At 65.6% G+C, this 17945-nt stretch carries 20 protein-coding genes; 8 read left to right on the top strand and 12 right to left on the bottom strand.

The genetic code is table 11. The features are described from left to right. Window positions 1-52: 52 nt before the first annotated feature. The 4 genes from ACE10Z_RS37500 to ACE10Z_RS37515 form a co-directional block, all read right to left on the bottom strand. Window positions 53-235 carry a hypothetical protein gene (locus ACE10Z_RS37500; RefSeq protein WP_176529339.1) on the bottom strand — a complete coding sequence of 61 codons (183 nt, stop codon included), beginning with the start codon at window positions 233-235 and terminating at the stop codon, window positions 53-55. A gap of 7 nt (window positions 236-242) precedes the next feature. After that, window positions 243-1331 (bottom strand): PepSY-associated TM helix domain-containing protein, encoded by a 1089-nt coding sequence (locus ACE10Z_RS37505; RefSeq protein WP_375790020.1) that lies wholly within the window; start codon window positions 1329-1331, stop codon window positions 243-245. 284 nt (window positions 1332-1615) lie between these two features. Continuing rightward, window positions 1616-1792, bottom strand: coding sequence for a hypothetical protein (locus ACE10Z_RS37510; protein ID WP_375785189.1), 177 nt, complete (start codon window positions 1790-1792; stop codon window positions 1616-1618). A gap of 9 nt (window positions 1793-1801) precedes the next feature. Then, window positions 1802-2035: a DUF6894 family protein gene (locus ACE10Z_RS37515; protein WP_375785190.1), complete on the bottom strand. Its 234-nt coding sequence runs from the start codon at window positions 2033-2035 to the stop codon at window positions 1802-1804. A 171-nt stretch (window positions 2036-2206) separates the two neighbouring features. Between ACE10Z_RS37515 and ACE10Z_RS37520 the strand changes: the two genes are divergently transcribed. The 3 genes from ACE10Z_RS37520 to ACE10Z_RS37530 are packed head-to-tail and all read left to right on the top strand — an operon-like array spanning window position 2207 to window position 6479. Beyond that, complete coding sequence (locus tag ACE10Z_RS37520) at window positions 2207-2881, top strand: TetR/AcrR family transcriptional regulator (protein ID WP_375785191.1); 675 nt, start codon at window positions 2207-2209, stop codon at window positions 2879-2881. Then, entirely contained in the window at window positions 2878-5559 is a 2682-nt protein-coding gene (locus ACE10Z_RS37525; RefSeq protein ID WP_375785192.1) for a molybdopterin-dependent oxidoreductase, read from the top strand. Before ACE10Z_RS37520 ends, ACE10Z_RS37525 begins: the two co-directional genes overlap by 4 nt. Further along, a complete protein-coding gene (locus ACE10Z_RS37530; protein WP_375785193.1) occupies window positions 5556-6479 on the top strand; it encodes an FAD binding domain-containing protein in 924 nt (307 codons plus the stop codon). The genes ACE10Z_RS37525 and ACE10Z_RS37530 overlap by 4 nt, the downstream gene beginning before the upstream one ends. Window position 6480: 1 nt before the next feature. Here ACE10Z_RS37530 and ACE10Z_RS37535 read toward each other — a convergent pair whose 3' ends face one another. The 3 genes from ACE10Z_RS37535 to ACE10Z_RS37545 all read right to left on the bottom strand — a co-directional run bounded on the left by ACE10Z_RS37535 (window position 6481) and on the right by ACE10Z_RS37545 (window position 9338). Then, complete coding sequence (locus tag ACE10Z_RS37535; RefSeq protein WP_092126760.1) at window positions 6481-7098, bottom strand: LysE family translocator; 618 nt, start codon at window positions 7096-7098, stop codon at window positions 6481-6483. Window positions 7099-7348: 250 nt separating this feature from the next. Beyond that, window positions 7349-7891 carry a hypothetical protein gene (locus tag ACE10Z_RS37540; RefSeq protein WP_375785194.1) on the bottom strand — a complete coding sequence of 181 codons (543 nt, stop codon included), beginning with the start codon at window positions 7889-7891 and terminating at the stop codon, window positions 7349-7351. A gap of 7 nt (window positions 7892-7898) precedes the next feature. Beyond that, on the bottom strand, window positions 7899-9338 hold the full coding sequence (locus ACE10Z_RS37545) for an LVIVD repeat-containing protein (RefSeq protein WP_375785195.1): 1440 nt from the start codon (window positions 9336-9338) through the stop codon (window positions 7899-7901). 120 nt (window positions 9339-9458) lie between these two features. Between ACE10Z_RS37545 and ACE10Z_RS37550 the strand changes: the two genes are divergently transcribed. From ACE10Z_RS37550 to ACE10Z_RS37565, 4 genes are read left to right on the top strand one after another with little or no spacing between them, the layout of a single operon-like run. Then, window positions 9459-9773 carry a helix-turn-helix transcriptional regulator gene (locus ACE10Z_RS37550; protein ID WP_024581051.1) on the top strand — a complete coding sequence of 105 codons (315 nt, stop codon included), beginning with the start codon at window positions 9459-9461 and terminating at the stop codon, window positions 9771-9773. After that, window positions 9766-10230 (top strand): SRPBCC family protein, encoded by a 465-nt coding sequence (locus tag ACE10Z_RS37555; RefSeq protein WP_375785196.1) that lies wholly within the window; start codon window positions 9766-9768, stop codon window positions 10228-10230. Before ACE10Z_RS37550 ends, ACE10Z_RS37555 begins: the two co-directional genes overlap by 8 nt. Further along, on the top strand, window positions 10223-10690 hold the full coding sequence (locus tag ACE10Z_RS37560) for an SRPBCC family protein (RefSeq protein ID WP_375785197.1): 468 nt from the start codon (window positions 10223-10225) through the stop codon (window positions 10688-10690). The genes ACE10Z_RS37555 and ACE10Z_RS37560 overlap by 8 nt, the downstream gene beginning before the upstream one ends. A gap of 32 nt (window positions 10691-10722) precedes the next feature. After that, on the top strand, window positions 10723-11238 hold the full coding sequence (locus ACE10Z_RS37565; RefSeq protein ID WP_375785198.1) for an SRPBCC family protein: 516 nt from the start codon (window positions 10723-10725) through the stop codon (window positions 11236-11238). A 170-nt stretch (window positions 11239-11408) separates the two neighbouring features. Here ACE10Z_RS37565 and ACE10Z_RS37570 read toward each other — a convergent pair whose 3' ends face one another. The 5 genes from ACE10Z_RS37570 to ACE10Z_RS37590 all read right to left on the bottom strand — a co-directional run bounded on the left by ACE10Z_RS37570 (window position 11409) and on the right by ACE10Z_RS37590 (window position 16566). Next, complete coding sequence (locus ACE10Z_RS37570; RefSeq protein WP_375785199.1) at window positions 11409-13019, bottom strand: acyl-CoA synthetase; 1611 nt, start codon at window positions 13017-13019, stop codon at window positions 11409-11411. 243 nt (window positions 13020-13262) lie between these two features. Next, entirely contained in the window at window positions 13263-14783 is a 1521-nt protein-coding gene (locus ACE10Z_RS37575) for an FAD-dependent oxidoreductase (RefSeq protein WP_375785200.1), read from the bottom strand. Between the two features lie 84 nt (window positions 14784-14867). Then, complete coding sequence (locus tag ACE10Z_RS37580) at window positions 14868-15335, bottom strand: hypothetical protein (RefSeq protein ID WP_375785201.1); 468 nt, start codon at window positions 15333-15335, stop codon at window positions 14868-14870. Window positions 15336-15350: 15 nt separating this feature from the next. Continuing rightward, window positions 15351-15806, bottom strand: a complete 456-nt coding sequence (locus ACE10Z_RS37585; protein ID WP_375785202.1) for a GatB/YqeY domain-containing protein — start codon at window positions 15804-15806, stop codon at window positions 15351-15353. A 58-nt stretch (window positions 15807-15864) separates the two neighbouring features. Next, window positions 15865-16566 carry an alpha/beta fold hydrolase gene (locus ACE10Z_RS37590; RefSeq protein ID WP_375785203.1) on the bottom strand — a complete coding sequence of 234 codons (702 nt, stop codon included), beginning with the start codon at window positions 16564-16566 and terminating at the stop codon, window positions 15865-15867. A 161-nt stretch (window positions 16567-16727) separates the two neighbouring features. Here ACE10Z_RS37590 and carA point away from each other — a divergent pair, with 161 nt between their 5' ends. Continuing rightward, the gene (gene carA, locus ACE10Z_RS37595) at window positions 16728-17921 is read left to right on the top strand and encodes a glutamine-hydrolyzing carbamoyl-phosphate synthase small subunit (protein WP_375785204.1); all 1194 of its coding nucleotides are present in this window, start codon (window positions 16728-16730) and stop codon (window positions 17919-17921) included. Window positions 17922-17945: the final 24 nt, after the last annotated feature.

Consider the following 17945-nt stretch of genomic DNA (forward strand, 5'->3'; position numbering starts at 1 on the left):
ATATTCCGGTGCTAGGTTGCGGGCTGTGACCTGGCTACCCGCGCGAGATCGATCAGTTCGGCCGGCGCCGCCAGATGAACAGCAGATAAAGCAGCACAGGCAGCCCGAGCGCCACCCAAGAGACGGCATCCCACCAGCCGTCGCCGACCAGCGCGCTGATCAATCCCACCGTGCTCACGATCGCAATGACGAGCGGAGCGGCGAATATCTGGCTCAATGAACGATGTGCGACCATGCTGATGTCACGACGTGAGCGCGGGGTGATCGATGGAGGCGGCGTTGGCGATGGCGCGTTCCTGGCTCACGCCCGCCTTGCGCCGGCGCGCCCACAGATACACGCCGGTGACGAGGATGAAGATGGTGAGGATGTCGAGCAGCGCCCAGACGATCTTGAGCGGCATGCCGCCGTAATCGCCGAAATGCAGCGGCTGCGAGACGTAGAGCGTCGACACATACCAGGGCATATCGCGGCTGTCGGTCAGTGTCCCGGTTTCCGCATCGATCAGCGCGGGCTTCAGCAGCCGCGAGGTCAGCGGCGTATCGCCGTGCAGGAACACCGCGTAGTGGCTCTTGCTGCTGAACAGGGTTCCCGGGAATGCGACGAAGCTCGGCGTCATTCCAGGCACCGCATGCCTGGCGACCTCAACGGCCCCATTCAGCGAGGTCAGCTGCGACGGCACCGGCCGGTCCTTGTACTGCGCGGTCATTTCGGCGAGCTGGCCGAATTGCCACATCTTGAGCACGAGGTCCGCCCAAGTGTTGATGACCCCGGTGAAGCCGACCACCAGCGTCCAAGCCACCAGCAGGATGCCGGCGAGGTTGTGGACGTCGAGCCAGCGCACGACGCGGGTCCGCTGCGCACGGTAGGCACCGAAACGCAGCTTTCGCATCGACGGCGCGTAGACCACGATGCCGGAGATGATCGCAACGCAGAACAGGATCCCCATCAATCCAAGGAACAGCTTGCCGGGCAGGCCCGCGAACATGTCGGTGTGCAGCTTCAGCATGATGTAGGTGAAGCGGCCGGTCACGTCGGGGGAATCGAGATAGGCGCCGGTATGCGTATCCATCCGGATCAGGAGGTTGTTGATCGGATCGGCGTCGATCGTCGGGCCGACGCTGACCCAGATCGCGCCGGGCTCGTCGCGATCCCAGATCAGGAAATGAGGCACTTTGCCCGGCGCCCGTGCCAGCGCGTTGGCGAGCAGATGATCCAGATTGGCGGGCGGCGTGCCGGCCGGCGCCTCGGCCGGCTTGACCTGGCTGTGCAAGAGATCGTCGATCTCGTCGTGGAAGATCAGCGGCAGGCCGGTGATGCAGAGCAGCAGCATGAACAAGGTGCAGATCAGGCTGGTCCATTTGTGGACGGCGCCCCACCGCCGCAAGGATTTGGTCGTCGCAGTCAACTTCGCTACCTGATTGAAGGAGTCTCCATTCCCGTCGTCACTAACACGATGAAAGGTGCACGCCGTCGCGCGGCGATTAGAACCCATCCAGTGTTGGACTTATCGCCGATCGTGTTGCGATCTCGCAACGAGCGCGTCCGGAAGCTGCGACGATGCGTCCCGGCCTTCAGCGCGATTGCTTGGGATCGTTCTAAAGTGGATCGCGGCGTTCAACCGGCCGACGCGGCGTGGACAGGATGCTTCGCACGCCATTTGGGGCCGGGTCCGCGCATGTAGTGCAGTTCGGGCCGGTAGGGATCGCGCATTCGCGCGATCAAATTCTGCCAACCGGTCGCGATCGCGTTCAGGCCGCGGCGCAGGGGTAGCAATGACTGCAGCGACAGCATGGCGCGCGCTCAGTGCGGTTTGCCGAGAACGAATGCGAAGGGCAGGATGACGATCTCCTCGCCGTCCTCGTCGCTGACATGCACGGCCCAGTCGCGCCAATCTTCCAGACTGACCGTCGCGACCAGCGAGCGCATCATTGAGGTCGCCGCCTCGCAGGCCTCGGCGAGGCTCGTCACCGAGGTGCCGCGGCGATCCATCAACACTCCGCGCGTATTCGAGCAATGGAAATAGACCTGGGTCATCTTCGTATCCTCGCAAGCTCCGGGCGAGCAGGCTCGCCCTTGCATGATGAAGCTTTACGCAGACCGGGCGCGCCCATCCGTGACGCGGCTCACACAGGCGCGGGCGGCGCGGCGCTCCAACCTCACCAAATCGCGATTTGACAGTTCTCCTAAAATTGTCAAAATCGTCAAATGGGATCGAAAACCCGCATTCTCGACGCCACCATGCTGGTTTTCCGCCGGCACGGCTTTCGCCGCTCCTCGATCGAGCAGGTCGCCGAGGCGGCCGGCCTGACGCGGCAGGCGCTCTATCATCACTTCGAATCCAAGGAAGCGCTGTTCCGCGCCGTGATCGAGCGCGTGCATGAATCCGCGATCGCGGCCGAGGAGATTGCCGTTGCCGCGGCGGAGACCGCGGGCGGCAATCTCGGCGACATCCTTGCGACGGGCATGACCGCGCGGATGTCGACCATGATCGCGTCGCTGGACGGCTCGCCGCATCTCGAGGAATTGTATTCCGAGCATCTCGTGCACGCGCGCGACCTCTACCAGACCTACGCCGCACGCTATGCTGAGCGCATGGTCGCGACGATCGCGCGGACCGTGCGCAAGCAGCAGCTTGCGCTGCCGCAGAGCCTCTCGCCGATCGAATTCGCGCGGCTGGTCGAAATGTCCGTGTACGCAGCGAAGTCGCAGTATCCGGCGATGCAGCCGTCCGATGCGTTTTTGAAGGACATGGCGATCATGGTGCGGACGCTCTGCGCGGGCGCCATACCAAAATCCGTGCCGAAATCCGCAAAGCCGCCCGTCAAGAAGGCGGCGATCAAGCAAAAGCCGACACGCAGGACAACTGGAGGACCTCCATGACCACGACGACCGTCAATGGCCGCGTCGAATCCCTGCCCGATGATCCCGATGCGCTCTTGATCGACATCGTGCGCGACCAGCTCAAGCTCACCGGCACCAAGCTCGTGTGCGGCGCCGGCGTCTGCGGCGCCTGCACGGTGCTGGTCGACGGCACGCCGGTCGCAAGCTGCCTGATGCCGGCGCACGCCGCGGCCGGCAAAGCGGTGACGACGGTCGAAGCCATCGGCGCCGCCGGGCTGCATCCTGTGCAGAAGGCGTTCATGGCGCATGATGCCCTGCAATGCGGCTTCTGCACGCCGGGCTTCATCGTGGAAGCGACCGCGTTCTGCGACCGCTGGCGCGCGACCAAGGGAACGGCGGTGCCGTCACGCGAGGAGATCGGCGCGGCACTGTCGGGCCATCTCTGCCGCTGCGGCGCCTATGACGGCATCTTCCGTGCGGTGGCGGATGCCTGCGCCGGCCGCTTTGACGGCGACAATGTCACAGCCCCCCGCATCGAGGCGCGCGACAAGGTGACGGGCGCGGCAAAGTACACCGTCGACATCAACCATGACGGCCAGCTCGAAGGCGTGATCCTGCGCTCGCGCGAGGCGCATGCCCGCATCACCGCGCTCGATCTGGCTCCGGCACGCGCGCTCGTGGGCGTCGCCGCCGTGTCGCTGCTCGGCGACGACCGCATCGTGCGCTATGTCGGCGAGCCGATTGCGGCGGTCGCCGCGCGCGATCGCAAGGCCGCACTGGCCGCACTCGCTGCGATCAGGCTGACCAGCGAGCGGCTGCCCGCGGTGGTCGGGCTCGACGCCGGGCGCAAGGATGGTGCGCCTGTGGTGTTCGACAAGGCGAGCCGCAAACGGGCCGGCAATGTCTCGGAGGCCGCCGGTGGCCCGGCGCCATGGAAGCAGAACATCCGCGGGCCGACCGCGGTGTTCTCGACCCGCGCCAAGAAAGCCCGCAACTGGGTCGACGAAGCACGCCAGGCCAACAACAAGCTGCTCGTCGAAGCAACCTTCCGCACCGCCACGCAGCAGCACGCATGCCTCGAGCCGCATGCCGCGGTGGCGCGCTTCGACGGCGACCGCCTGACCTTGCACGCCTCGACCCAGCAGGTGTTTCATCTGAAGGAGCAGATCGCCAAGCGCTACAAGCTCGATCACGACAAGGTTCGCGTCATTGCCGAGCACGTCGGCGGCGGCTTCGGCTCGAAGGCGAGCCTCGGCGTGGAGACGATCGCCGCGATCGAGCTCGCGCGCGAGGCGAAAGCGCCGGTGCGGGTCGCCTACGATCGACAGGAAGAGCTCTCCGTCGCCGGCTATCGCCCGGCCGCGGAGCTGAAGGTCGCGCTGCTTCCGTCCGAGCAGGGCGGCCTGAAGGCACTTTCTGTCACCGCGCATGCCGATACGGGCGCAGCGACCAACTCGACCATCGCGGGCCTGGCGCGGCTGATCTATCCGGCCGAGGCGAAGGATCTTTCGGATTTCGACGTCATCAGCAATCTGCCGCCGGGCGCGGCTTTCCGTGGCCCCGGCGGTCCGCCGATGGCATTCGCGGTGGAGCAGGCGATCGACGAGGCCGCGCTGCGGCTCAACGTCGACCCGATCGCCTTGCGCAAGCGCTGGGATCCAGATCCCAACCGTCAGCGGCTCTACGATTGGGCATCCGGGCTCGAACTCTGGCGCAACCGCAAGCCGGCACAGAATGGGCGCTATCGCCGCGGCATCGGCATGGCGACCGGCTACTGGCTCTATCTCTGGCAGCCCAACGTGAAGGTCGAGGTGGCGGTCAAGAGCGGCCGTGTCGTCGCCAGCACCGCGACGCAGGACATCGGCACCGGCACCCGCAGCGTCCTTGCCGACACGATCGCGCGCGAGCTCGATCTCGAACCCGGCGACATCGAGGTGCGGATCGGCGATTCATCGCTGCCCGAAGGCCCCGGCTCCGGCGGCAGCCGCGTCACCGCCTCGGTGATGCCGCCGACGCTGCAGGCGGTGCGGAAACTGAAGGCTGCGATCCTCGAACAGGCGACCCGAAAGCCTGCGCCCGGCTCGAATGCGCCCTGGCGCGAACTGATCGCGCGCTCGCCCGACATCGCGGTGACGGAAACGCGCGGCGAAGACGGCAAGAACACCGCGCCCGGCATCCGCTCGCCGCTGCGCGAAGTCGGCCTGATGGGCATGGTGTTCGGCTGGATGATGCGCCGCTTCTCGAACATCGCGGTCGGCGCCGGCGTGCCGAGCTCGGTGCAGGTGATCGAGGTGGAGGTCGACACCTGGCTCGGCCATGTCCGCGTGCTCAACGTGCATACCGGCATCGCGGTCGGAAAGATCGCCGCGCCCGCGCTGGCGCGCAGCCAGGCCTGCGGCGCGGTGATCCAGGGCCTCGGCTACGCGCTCTATGAAGCGCGCGAGCTCGATCCGACCAGCGGCGACGTCCTCACAGCGGGGATGGAGGATTATCGCATCCCTGGTATCGCCGACACGCCCGAGATCGACGTCCATTTCGACGAAGCCGGCTTCGACCATGTGCTCGGCAACAGCGTCGGCATCGGCGAGGCATCGACGGTGCCGACCTCGGCCGCCGTCGCGAACGCGATCCACAACGCGATCGGCGTCCGCCTCACCGAAATTCCGATCCGGCCCGACCGCATCGTCGCCGCGCTGAAAGGGAGGGATGCCGCATGAGCGTCGCAACCGCAGAGGCGCTGTCCGCGCCCGAATTCCGCGCCGCCGGCACCGATCTGTCGGAGCGCCGCCGCAGCGGCCTGTCGTGCGGATCGATCATCGATCTCATCGCCAGCCCCGATACGATCGGGGTGGCGTGGGGTGCGGACGGCGCGGCCCGCATCGGCGCCCTGACCGCGATCGCGGCGATCACATCCGACGCGCGGCTCGCGCAAGCCTATCCCGGCATCGCCGCAGCCGCGCAGGGCCTCGCCACGCCGCAGATCCGGCACATGGCGACGCTCGGCGGCAACCTCGCGCAGCGTTCACGCTGCTGGTATTTTCGCAATCCGCAGATCGCCTGTCTCAAGAAGGGCGGCTCCGATTGTCCGGCCCGAGCGGGCAACCATCTCTATCATGTCGCGTTCGATCTCGGCCCCTGCGTGGCGCCGCATCCGTCGACGATGGCGATGGCGCTGCTGGCCTATGATGCGAAGATCGTCACGGACCGGCGCAGCGGATTGTCGATCACCGACCTGCTCGGCGACGGCAGCAACGGCACGGCCGACAATCTGCTCGCACCGGGCGAACGGATCGAGCGGATCGAGCTCCCTGCCCCGCTGGCCGGCGAGCGCGCGCTCTACAAGCGCGCCATTAGCCGTTCGTATGCGGAATGGCCGCTGGTCGAGATCTGCGTGCGGGCCGTGATATCCGGCGGCACGTTCCAGCAGATCCACATCACCGCCGGCGGCATCGCCCCGGTCCCGCTGCGTCTTGCGGCAAGCGCGGCGGCGCTGCAGGGAAAGCCGGCCAATGCGGCCAGCGCGGCGCAGGCAGCCGAGCTTGCGGCATCGGGAGCCAGGCCGCTGCCGATGACGGGTTACAAGCTCGAGCTGCTGACAGGCCTGGTGCGCGACGTGGTCGAGCGGATCGCGGTGTAGCTCACCGCGCCCGGGTCAGCGCCAGCCAGATGCCGCCGCCGATCATGAAGCCGCCTGAAATGCGCGACATCAGCCGCGTCCGTTCCTTGGAGAAGAACTTTCGGGCGCGGCCGGCCGCCAGCGCGTAGGCGGCGTCGGTCAGCACGGCGGTCGCCATGAAGGTGACGCCGAGCAGCGCCACCTGCGGAATGTGCGGCTTGTCCATGTCCATGAACTGCGGAATGAAGGCGCCGAAGAACACCAAGACCTTCGGGTTCGACAGCAGCACCAGAAAGCCCTGCAGGAAGAAGCCGCCGCGCGGCGGCGGCGGCCGATCGTCGGTGCCGACGCCCTCGACCGGCGAGCGGATCAGCTTGATGCCGAGCCAGACCAGATAGGCGGCACCGGCAAAGCGCACCCAGTCGAACCAGTAGCCCATCGTCGCCATCAGCGAGGTCAGGCCGACGGCGACGATGCCGATCACGATCGCGAGCCCGACCTGCGCACCCAGCACATTGGTGAGCGCGGCGCGCGTGCCGTAGCGCAGCCCATTGGCGATCACCATCGTGACGATCGGACCGGGCAACAGCGCCAGCGCAATGCAGGCGGCGACGAAGGCGAAATAGGCTTGCAGGGACATGGGGAGCTCGTTTGCTTTGTTGTCGTCATTATGCACGTGAGCAGCGGACATGGAAGCGGTCTGCTCCCTCTCCCCGTCCTTCACGGGGTCGAGACGAGCGAAGTTCGCTCTTAGAGGGTTGGGGCGCGGAGCTCCATCCGCGAGGCGGTGCGCGTCGTTAGACCTGTACCCCCGCACCCGGATCGCATCTGGCGATGCGATCCGACCTCTCCCCGCAAGCGGGGCGAGGTAAGGAAGACGCACACGGCGCTCAACGCCCCTCCATGGCCGCAATCATCCACGCTCTGATTTCTCGCGCCTCCAGAAACTGCAACGTTGCGCCCTGCACCCGCGCCGCATCTCCCCCGCCTTGCGCCGCCACCGCCATGAGATCGCAGCGATGCGAGGCCGCGATGCCGATTGCGGTGCGCTTGCCCTCCGGCATCTCGATATCATACGCCCTGATCCGTCCGCGCATGTCGGCGACATCGACGACATCGCCGGCCTTCAGCGGCACGAAGCGCGGGCTGATCATATCGACATCGGAAACGCGATCGACCTCGTCGTCATCGGCGACGCCGCTGTCGCAGTTGCAGAAGCCGAGCTTCGGCCTGAGGTAAACCTCGACGTCGGTGCCGCACTCGGCGGTGCCGCAGTGGAATGCGCGGCCAGCGGGCCAGCCGTCGCGCGGGAACGGCCATGCGATCTCGCGCCATTGCGCCGCCCGCGGCGACGCCATCTCGTAGCCCGCCACGGCCGACAGACCGCCGAGCGCCAGGAACATCGCCGCGATGACCGGCCACGAGCGCGTCATCGCCCGCTCACGGCAGACCGGCGACGGCACGCGCCGCACCGGTCAGTTCGAGAATATGCAGGCCGGTGTTGGCGCGGTCGACCGCGTAGATGTAGCCGCGCTCGTCGGTCTCGACATTGTTGGTCTGGATCGCCACCTTGCAGCGGTCCTTGCCGTCGATCGTGACGCAGCGTTTGTCGGTCGCCACCGTGACGGCGGGAATGTAGTAGCCGACCTCCTTTGGATGATAAGGATCGCGGATATCGAGCGCGCGGACGCCGGCATTGAAGAAGGCGATGAAGGCGAGCTTCCTGTAATAGACCGGCGCCATGCTCTCGTTCGACGAATGGGAGCCGAAGCGGCCGCCGCGCTCACAGAATGCGCCGGAGGCCTCGGGCACGGTGAAGCTCGAGATCAGCATTGGCCGCGTTTCCGTCGTGACGTCGGCGAACCACACCATTTGCCGCGCTTCGCCGCATTCGTTCTGGATCGCCTCGTCGACGATCATCACGATGTCGCGGCTCTTGCCGTCCTTGTCGTGGGCGAATTCCGTGATCGGCATGCCCGGCATCGGGAATACCGTGTGCGCGCCGTTCATCGCCGACAGCGGCATCCGCGCGATCTCGGGGAATTTCAGATTGTCCGGCGTCGGCTCCTTCGGCCCGCTCAGAAGCTTGTCGCGATCGACGATCTGTAGGAAGCCGCCCTTGTCGGTACCGTAGCCGAAATAGACGCGGTTGCCCTTCGGCCCGGTCGAGATCGGCCCGTGCAGTTCAGTCGGCACCGCGCCGGTCGCTCCCGGCTCCTGCCCGGACAAGCCAAAGTCCCTGATCTTCTCTGGATGCGCGGGATCGGAGAGATCATAGACCTGCGTCATGCGCCGGGTGCGCCAGTCCGGCGCGCCCGACACCAGGAAGGCGATGCCGGTGTCGCATTCCCAGAAATTCTTGTGCGTGTCCTTCAATCCGCCGATCCGGGTGACGAGCACGGGATTGGCGGGATCGGCCACGTTCCATATCTCATGTGCTTCGCTGCCGAAGGTGCGCAGCATGTAGACCGCATTGCGATCGCCCTTCGGCAGATCCTTGCCGTCGCAGATCCGCACCATCTGCGCGCCGCCGGATTCATACTTGCCTTCCTGGCCGGGAATGTGCCGCAGATATTTCGGATGCGCGGGATCGGTGACGTCGACGATCGAGGTGCCGTTCGGCTCGGCCTTGCCGGTCATCGGGTTGACGGGATCGGGAATGTCGTCGGTGCCGCCGTGATGGCCGATATAGGCGATCCACCGGTCGCCCTGATGATGGATGGTCGGCTGATACGCGCTGCGCGCCTGCAGGTCGCTGGTTCCAACCAGCCGCATGTTGGAGGCTTCGGGCGGGTCGCCGATCTTCTGCTGGGCGCTCGCAGCATTCGCAAACAGGACAAGAACAAACGTGCAGCAAACCGCCGTAACGCGACCACCCATGCGCACCACCCCAAGTTCCACGCCAATCTGCGTTGGCTGCGCCGAATGCTAGCACGGTGATACCGGCGCCCAAACACACGCTCTTGACATGCAACCATTTGGTTGCCTATTATTCGACCCATGGATGAAGTCTTCAAAGCTCTCGCGGATGCCTCACGGCGGACGCTGCTTGACCGGCTTCACGATCAGAACGGGCAGACGCTCGGCGAGCTCTGCGACGGTCTCGACATGACGCGTCAGGCCGTCACCAAGCACCTTGGGATTCTCGAGGAGGCCAACCTCGTCACCACGATCAAGCATGGCCGCGAGAAGCTGCACTACCTCAACCCGGTTCCGATCCACCAGATCGGCGAGCGGTGGATCAGGAAGTTCGAGCGCGGGAAGCTCGCCGCGCTTAGCGAATTGAAAAGACAATTGGAGAAGCGTGATGAGTAAGCCGGATTACGTCTACGTCACCTATATCGAGACCACGGCCGAGAAGCTGTGGCACGCGCTGACATCGAGCGACTTCACCGAACGCTTCTGGTTCGGCTATCGGGTCAGCTCGGACTGGAAGGTCGGCTCGCCCTACCACTTGTCCAAGGACAGCAGCCGCGCCGTACAGGGCGAAGTGCTGATCGCCGATCCGCCGAGCAAGCTCGCCTACAGCTGGGACGTGGTGAAGGAAGGTCACGCGCGCGAACAGGTCTCGCGCGTGACTTTCGACATCGAACCGCACGGCGGGGTCGTCAAGCTGACCGTGACGCACGACAATCTCGGCCCGAAGACGCTGCGCGACATCTCCGGCGGCTGGCCGATGGTGATCGCAAGCCTGAAGAGCTTCCTGGAGACCGGACGCGAATTGCCGGCCGACCTGCTCACCAGCGGCGCGAGGGAGGCCTACCATGCCTAAGCCCGAATTCGTCTACGTCACCTACATCGAGACCACGCCGGAGAAGCTGTGGGATGCGCTGACCAATAGTAGCTTCACGCGGCAGTACTGGTTCGACACCGAGCTGAAATCGGACTGGAAGGTCGGCTCACTGCTCGCGCTGGTGACGGGCGGCGAGACCACCGACACCGGCGAGATCCTCGAGGCCGATCCACCGCGGCGCCTCGCCTTTACATTCAAGCACGTGCGCGACGAGGAGATGCGCAAGGAGCCGGCGACCAAAGTCGTCTTCACGCTCGAGCCCCATGGCGCGATCGTGAAGCTGACCGTGACGCATGAGGGCTTCGGCGTCGGCAGCAAGCTGCTCGACGGGATTTCCAAGGGCTGGCCGGCGATCCTGTCCGGGCTCAAGAGCCTGCTCGAGACCGGCAAGGCGGTCACGATCCCGCCTGCCGCGCTCGGGATCGACGGCTTCGAGTGACAATGAAAATCTATCGAAGGACTCGTGCGGACATGAACATCGAGAAATTCAAACCGGCGATCGTCTATGCGATCTACATCGCCGCCACGCCTGAGAAAGTGTGGCAGGCACTGACGAATGCCGAGCTCAGCCGGCAATATTTCTCCGGCAACGCGGTCGAGGTCGACCTTCGGGTCGGCGGCGCCTACATCGTGCGCACGCCCGACGGCGCGCTGCACATCTCCGGCGAGGTGATCGCGTGCGATCCGCTGAAGCGGCTGACCGTCACCTTCAACGTCAACTGGCCGCAGCTCGTCGAAAAGCTCGGGCCGACGCTCGTGACCTACGAGATCGAGCCGGCCGGCGACGGCGTGAAACTGACCTTGCTGCAATCGCATGACCGCCCGATCAGCGACGACATCCTGTCCGGCGGACGCGCCGGCTGGCCGGCGATTCTCTCCAGCCTGAAAAGCCTGCTTGAGACCGGCAAGGCCATGGTGATTCCGATGCAGCCGCCGCAGCGCATGCTGGCCGCGCTGAAGGAATTGGGAATCCCGATGCCGTCGTGAGGATCGCGACGCAGTCGTCCCATACTCCGCCGTCGTCCCTGCGAAAGCAGGGACCCATAACCACCGCCCTTCGTGATGGAACGCGCTGGGGCCGCAGCGTCGCGCAACAATAAACGGCTGTGGTTATGGGTCCCGGGTCGCGCTCCGCTTGCCCGGGACGACGGTGAGAGTTACCCCAGCGCCCGCAACTCGCGGCGCAACACCTTGCCGGTCGCCGTCATCGGCAGGCTGTCGGCGAACTGCACGAAGCGCGGATATTCGTGGGCGGCGAGCTGGATCTTGACGAACTCCTGGATCTCGCGCGCCAGTGCGTCGCTCGGCGCGTAGCCCGGACGCAGCACGATCCACGCCTTGATCGATTCGGTACGGATCGGATCGGGAATGCCGACCACCGCCGACATCGCGACCGCCGGATGCTTCATCAGCGTGTGTTCGATCTCGGAGGGGCCGACGCGATAGCCGGCCGTGGTGATGACGTCGTCCTCGCGGCTGACGTACCAGAAATAGCCGTCGTCATCCTGCACGCCGAGATCGCCGGTCAGCAGGAACTGGCCGGCATATTTCTTCTGCGTCGCTTCCGGATTGCGCCAGTACTCGATCATGGTGCAGGGGCACGGCTGGCGCACGCCGATGATGCCGCGCTGTCCGCGCGGCAATTCCTCGCCTCTGTCGTTGACGATGCGGACGTCGAAGCCCGGCGTGGCGCGGCCCATCGCGCCCGGACGGATCGGAAACAGATTGGAATTGCTGCCGATCACCAGATTGCATTCGGTCTGCCCGAATACCTCATGGGCATCGATGCCGAAGGTCTCGCGCACCCAGCCAAGCAATTCGCCGCCGAGCGACTCGCCGCCGGTGAAGATGCTGCGCAGCCTGACGCCGGAATTCGTCACATTGGCCTGCCGCATCAGCTTCAGCGCAGTCGGCGGCAGGAACACGTTGCGGATGCCGAGCTCGGCCATCATCTGCATCGCCGCCTGCGGCTCGAACTTGCGGGCGCGGTGCCCGACCATCGGAATGCCGTGGTACCAGAACGCGAACAGGCCGTTGATCAGCCCGCCGATCCAGGCCCAGTCGGCCGGCGTCCACATCAGGTCGCCCGGCCGCGGCAGGAAGTTGTGGCACATCTCGACATTGGGCAGATGGCCGAGCACGACGCGATGTGCATGCAATGCGCCCTTCGGATTGCCCGTGGTGCCCGACGTGTAGATGATCAATGCGGGATCGTCGGCCGACGTGTCGACGGTCGCGAATTCCGAAGATGCCGATCGGATCGCGCTCCAGAATGGCTTGGTGCCCGCCGGCGTCTTTTCGCCGACGATATAGACGCTCTTCAGATCGGGCAGGCGATCGCGGATCCTTGCGATCTTCTCCCAGCCGGCCTCATCGGTGATGACGGCTTTCGCCGCGGAATTCGACAGGCGGAATTCGAGCGCATCCTCACCGAACAGCGCAAACAGCGGGATCGAGATGAGGGCCGCGCGGAACGCCGCGAGATGCGCGACCGGCAGTTCGAGCGATTGCGACAGGAACACCGCGACGCGGTCGCCGCGCGCCAGGCCGTCGGCGGTCAGGACATTGGCGAAGCGGCGCGAGGCGTCCGCGACCTCGTCGAACGAGGTGCGCGTGGTGCCGCCATCCTCATCGACATAGATCAGCGCGAGCCGGCCCGAGCCGTCGGCATAGCGGTCGCAGCACGCGGTCGCCATGTTGAAGCGCGCCGGAATGTCCCAGCGGAAATTGCGATAGAGTTCGTCGTAGGTTTTGGCTTCCTGAAGCATGGCCGCAGACTAGACCATAGCCGTCCGACCACAAACCCTCCTTGAGGCAGGGCAATCGCATATGGCGGCGAAAGTCTTGGCGCTGCCCTTTTCCACATTCGTCATGGCCGGGCTTGTCCCGGCCATCCACGTCTTTCTCGCGCGGAAGCCAAGACGTGGATGCCCGGCACAAGGCCGGGCATGACGAGTTTGTGGAGGGATCGAGCGCATATGCGATGGCCCTGCTCCTTGAGGGGAAAGCCGTCAGGCTGCCGCCCGCTGCATTGCGATCTCGGCCTCGAGGCTTTCGCGGTCGCGATAGATCGACGCGACCGCGAGCACGCGCCCGCGGCGCCTGTAGCGGAGCATGCAATCCCTGCCGGCGATGCTGCCATCCACCGCGATCTCGTCCCACTGCTCGGCGTGGCCGACATAGTTGATCGGCACGTCGTAATGCTGGCTCCAGAAGAACGGCACCGCATCGAACACCTCGCGCTGTCCAAGCATATTCCGCGCGGCGGTCTGACCCTGGCGCTCAGCCACCACCCAGTGCTCGACCCGGATCATCTCGCCGCTGTGCGGATCGGGCCAGCGCGCGATATCGCCGGCCGCGTAGATGCCGGGAACGCTGGTCTCGAGATGGGCGTCCACTTTCACGCCGCGATCGATCGCGAGCCCGGCCCCTTCCGCCAGCGCCAACCGCGGCTTCACGCCGACACCGAGCACGACGAGGTCGGCATCGAGCACCGGCCCGCTCTTCAGCTGCGCGCGCTTGCCGTCGATTGCGGTCACCGTGTCGCCAAGGTGGAAGACGACGCCATGCTCCTCGTGCAGCGCCCGGACGAAATCGCCCATGTCAGGCCCGAGCACGCGCTCCAGCGGCCGCTGTTCCAGCCCGACCACGTGAACCTCGATCTCCCTCGCGCGCAACGAGGCCGCAACCTCGAGCCCGATGAAGCTTGCGCCGATCACAACCGCGCGGCGCGCTCCACTGGCCGAGGCGATGATCGCGCGGCAATCATCGAGAGTGCGCAGCACGTGAACGTGGGACTGATCCGCGCCCGGGATCGGCAGCCGCACCGGCTCCGCGCCGGTCGCCAGCAGCAGCCGGTCATAGGGAAGCGCGTCGCCGCCGGCGAGCACGACATGGCGGCGTCCGGTGTCGATCGACTTGACCTCGGTCCTGAGCCTGAGATCGATCGCCGCATCGGGATAGAAATTGTCCGGCTTCAGCGGCAGCCAGTCTTCCGGCGCGCTGTCGGCGAGGAAGTCCTTCGACAGGTTCGGTCGATCCACCGGCGGCGCAGCCTCGCCGCTCAGCATGACGATGCTGCCGCGATAGTCCTGCCGTCGCAGCATCTCGGCGGCGGCAAACCCCGCCGCGCCTCCACCGACGATCACGATCCTGCCGGGCGCATCGACCGGTCCCTTGACGCGGGGCTTCGGCTGCTCGCGCTTCTCGCGCACGATGATGCGATCGCCCTCGTGCTCGACCTTCCAGATCGCGAGCGCGTTGAAGGCGGGTGCTTCGGTCGCTTCACCCGTGCGAACATCAAAGCAGGCGTGATGCCAGGGGCAATGGATGGTCCCGCCCTCCACCAGGCCTTCGGCGAGCGGGCCGTGGTAATGGCTGCAATGCGCATCGATGGCGAAGATATCCGCACCCGAACGCACCAGCAGCACGTCCTCGTCGCCAACATGGCCGAGCAACATCGTGCCCGAGAAGTCGGAGAGTGCCACGCCTTGTGTCAGATCCGGACCGGAAGGAGCTTGCTGATCGGCCATGGCCTATCTCCAGTTTTCTCCAGAACTTCACCCCGAGGGCGCCGCCTTCACGGGGCCTTGGTGCCCCTTTGCGGCAAGCCGATCTCAGCTTCCCTGCATGTAGCGGACCGGGTTCTCCTTGTCCGCCTTGAAGATATCGGCGGCCTCGGCGAACAGCGCCGCCACGGCAGGCGCCTTCAGATCAACAAACGCCTCGAAGCTGAAATTGTTGCCGCCCGCCCGCAATTCGCCGAGCTGGCCGGCATAGCAGGACACCAGCGGCTTGCCGCCACGGGTCACCGCGACATAGACGCTGATGTAGTTCTTCTGCAGCGCCAACCCGATCACGGGCCAGACCGCCGTCTTGCCCGACTTGATCGCGTAGCGAAACTGACCGTAGCCGATCATGTTCATGCGCATGCCGGCCTCGCCGGCCGGCGTGGCGGCATGAAAGTGCCGCTTGAGCGAAGGCGCGGCCTTTCGCATCACGGCATGGACTTGCTCGAGATCCGCGGTCCGGCCGGGATCAAAGGCGAGGTAGGCTTCCAGATTTTCCGCCGCGACACGAAACACCGGAAGCCTCCGCCGCTATCCCGCGAGCGCCGCCTTCACCAGGCCACTTGCCTTGCCGAAATCCATCTGGCCGGCGTATTTCGCCTTCAGCGCGCCGATCACCTTGCCCATGTCCTTGATCCCGGCAGCATTGGTCTCGGCGATAACAGCCGCGATCGCGGCCTTCACGTCGTCGTCGGACATCTGCTTCGGCAGGTACGCCGAGATCACGGCGATCTCCTCGCGCTCCTGGGCAGCGAGCTCGGCACGGCCGCCCTTGTCATAGAGCTCGACCGATTCCTGGCGCTGCTTGATCATCTTTTGCAGCAGGCCGAGCAGATCGGCATCGGAGAGTGGCGGCTTGCCCTGCCCGCGCGCGTCGATGTCGGCGTTCTTGATGGTCGAATTGACCATGCGCAGCGTGGAGAGCTTGCGCTCGTCCTTCGCCTTCATCGCTTCCTTGACCGCAGTATTGATATCGTCGCGCAGCATCCTGATGTCCTTAAGCCGGTAATGTCTTCATGTAGGCAGTTTGGGACGACTGGACAACCTAGTTCCTGAGCCATTCGACCAGCGCGTCGGCGCAGGCCTGCGGCTGCTCCAACTGCGGCAGGTGACCGCAATTGGCGAGCACCACGAGCTTGGCTCCGGGGATGCCGTTGGCCATCTCGTCCGACAATAAATTCGGAACGGTGTTGTCGGTATCCGACGTCAGCACCAGGGTCGGACACTTGATCCAGGCCATGCTCGGCCGCGAATCCGGCCGGCTGAGGACGGCGTTCTGCTGGCGGATGAAGGCCTCGGCGCCGACGTCCTCGCTCATGTCCTCGACGATCTTCCGCAGGCCTGCATCGCCCTGCCGCGACGGATGCACGAAGCCCGGAAACAGCTCGTCGACCACGCTCCGGTACTGACCGTTTCTGGCACGCTCGATCATGCCGCGGCGGCGTGCGGTCGCTTCCGGCGTGTCAGCCCGCGCCTGGGTGCTCATCAGCGCCAGTTTTGCGACCCGCTCGGGCGCCTGGCGCATGATCTCGAAGGCGATGTAGCCGCCCATCGAATGCCCGGCGAGCGCAAAGCGCGGCGGCGCCTCGGCCAGGATCCGGCGGGCGATCGCCCCCATATTGTCGTCCCTGACATGGTTGGCGACCGTGACCGGTCCGTACCGCCACAGCGCCGGGATGACCGGGGCAAAAATCCGCGGCGAGCAGATGAGGCCCGGGACGAGCAGGATCGGCATCGTGTTATCCATGCGGGAGCTCCGGACCGGGTCATTTTCGGCAAGCAAACGGCCGCTTCAAGGAACTTTAGATTAAAAGGCCGTTCAGGCCTGTCAAATCGGCGGACATTGCCGTGTGAATCCGTGCCCTTTCGCTTTGACGCCGCAGGGTGCGGCGACTATTTAAAGGGCTCATGACAACCCCCGAAAACGCTCCCGCCTGGCCGGACCACAAACCGACCGCGCTCCTTGTGCTCGCCGATGGTACCGTGCTGGAAGGCTTCGGTCTCGGCGCGGAAGGCCACGCCGTCGGCGAGGTCTGCTTCAACACCGCGATGACCGGCTATGAGGAGATCCTCACCGATCCGTCCTACGCCGGCCAGATCATCACCTTCACCTTCCCGCATATCGGCAATGTCGGTACCAACGAGGAAGACATCGAGACGGTGAACATGGCCGCGACACCAGGCGCGCGCGGCGTGATCCTGCGCTCGGCGATCACGGATCCTTCGAATTACCGCGCCACCCGCCACCTCGACCAGTGGTTGAAGGCGCGCGGCATCATCGGCCTCTCCGGCATCGACACAAGGGCGCTGACCGCGCTGATCCGCTCCAAGGGCATGCCGAATGCCGTGATCGCGCACGCCCGGAACGGCGAGTTCGACCTGCACGGCCTGAAGGAAGAGGCCCGCGAATGGCCCGGCCTCGAGGGCATGGACCTGGTGCCGATGGTCACCTCCGGCCAGCGCTTCACCTGGGATGAGACCCCCTGGGAGTGGGGCAAGGGTTTTGGCCAGCAGACCGCGCCGGAATTCAATGTGGTCGCGATCGACTACGGCATCAAGCGCAACATCCTGCGCCTGCTCGCCGGTGTCGGCGCCAAGGTGACCGTGGTGCCGGCGACGACGGCGGCCGAGGATATCCTGGCGATGAAGCCGGACGGCGTGTTCCTGTCGAACGGCCCCGGCGACCCTGCCGCGACCGGCAAATATGCCGTGCCCGTCATCCAGCAGGTGATCGCCTCGGGAACGCCGACCTTCGGCATCTGCCTCGGCCATCAGATGCTGGGCCTCGCCGTCGGCGCCAAGACCATGAAGATGCATCAGGGCCATCACGGCGCCAACCATCCGGTCAAGGACGAGACCACCGGCAAGGTCGAGATCACCTCGATGAACCACGGCTTTGCGGTGGACCAGGCCACGCTGCCCGCCGGAGCGACCCAGACCCATATTTCGCTGTTCGACGGCTCCAATTGCGGCATCGCGCTCGAGGGCAAGCCGGTGTTCTCGGTGCAGTACCACCCGGAAGCGTCGCCCGGCCCGCGCGACTCGCACTACCTGTTCCAGCGGTTTGCCGATCTGATGCGGCAGAAGAGGCGCGCGGCTTAGGCTTGTACGTGTCATTGCCGGGCT

The organism is Bradyrhizobium sp. Pha-3 (assembly GCF_042258615.1).
GTDB lineage: Bacteria > Pseudomonadota > Alphaproteobacteria > Rhizobiales > Xanthobacteraceae > Bradyrhizobium.